A 1,214-nucleotide genomic window follows, 5' to 3' on the forward strand; every position below is an offset into this window, starting at 1 on the left:
GCGGCGCGCTGCGCGTCGGGCGAGATGCCGCCGCCCTGATAGCCGGGGGCGCAAGCCGAAAGACCGGCGGCAACCAGGGCCAGGCCGGCAACGCGAAGCGAGAAGAATTTCTGCATGATAAGAAACCTGTCGTAATGGGCCCGTCGGGGGCCGATGGGAGGTGGTAAGGGGTTATCGCATAGCCGATGCCTGCGTCAAACTGACATGCGTGTGACTTCAAGGGGTTCAGCATCAACCTGCGCATCAGTCGTCGTCGGCCTCGTCGTCGTCCCAGCCGTCCTGGTCGTCCCAGTCGAACTCCTGGGGCGCATCCTTGACGAACAGCTCGGGGAAGGCGGCCTCCGCCTCGGCCATGTCGACCTGCAGCAATTGGTCGTAATCGGCAGGGTCGAACTGGCCCACCGGCTTGACCTCGCGGCCGATCAGCCAGGACAGCCGACCGGCATCAAGATTGCCGCGGGGAAAGGGTTCGTCGCCGAAATGCGCGATCAGCGCCGAAAGAAAGCCCGCATCGGCGCGCTTGTCGGCGGGCCTGCGGTCCTTGAACCGTTCGCGGCGCGTGATGGGCGTGGCGCCCTTCTTGCGATTCTCGCGCCGGATGACGAATTGGAAATCGGTGCCGGGCAGACGCCCGGGAAAGCCGCGATGCTTCAGCATGGCAGGGCCCCTTTGCTGGGGCGCGCGGGCCGGATCGCTGCGCACGGGCAGGCTGGCCGCCCGCGCGCAATTGTCGGACGTCTCGTCTTAGCCGAATTTGCTGTTGTAGACAGGCTCGGTCGTGACGGGGTTGACCATGGGCGCGGCCGGGGCGGTCGGGACATAGACGTCGGCAGGCTGCTGGCGCTGGCACGCGGCGAAGGCGGAAACCAGCACGAGGCCGAGGATGATCTTTTTCGACATGGAAACATGCTCCTGTAGGGCGGGCGGTGTTGCGCCCGGCTGCTCGGGTTGTGGTCGGCTTGTTGATCTGCCGGCCTGCGCGGCATGATAGAGAAGCCCGCCGCGGTCAGACAGGGACGCAGGAGGGCGGGCGCCAAAGCGCCGCCCCCCTGTGGCCCGGCTGCATCATTCACGACCTTGTGCATCGCGCGCCCGTCCCCGTCCGTCACAGCGGAATGTTGTCGTGCTTTTTCCACGGGTTCGTCAGCCGCTTGCCGCGCAGGCTGGCAAAGGCGCGGGCCACCCGGCGACGCGTCGACCGGGGCTGGATCACC

At 66.9% G+C, this 1,214-nt stretch carries 2 protein-coding genes; both read right to left on the minus strand.

Going from position 1 to position 1,214, the window contains the following annotated elements:
* Positions 1–243: 243 nt before the first annotated feature.
* On the minus strand, positions 244–657 hold the full coding sequence (locus TW83_RS16975) for a hypothetical protein (protein ID WP_045983965.1): 414 nt from the start codon (positions 655–657) through the stop codon (positions 244–246).
* An 87-nt stretch (positions 658–744) separates the two neighbouring features.
* Complete coding sequence (locus TW83_RS20860) at positions 745–900, minus strand: hypothetical protein (protein ID WP_157001723.1); 156 nt, start codon at positions 898–900, stop codon at positions 745–747.
* Positions 901–1,214 lie beyond the last annotated feature (314 nt).

This window comes from Paracoccus sp. S4493, from assembly GCF_000967735.1.
GTDB classification, from domain to species: Bacteria; Pseudomonadota; Alphaproteobacteria; order Rhodobacterales; family Rhodobacteraceae; genus Paracoccus; species Paracoccus marcusii.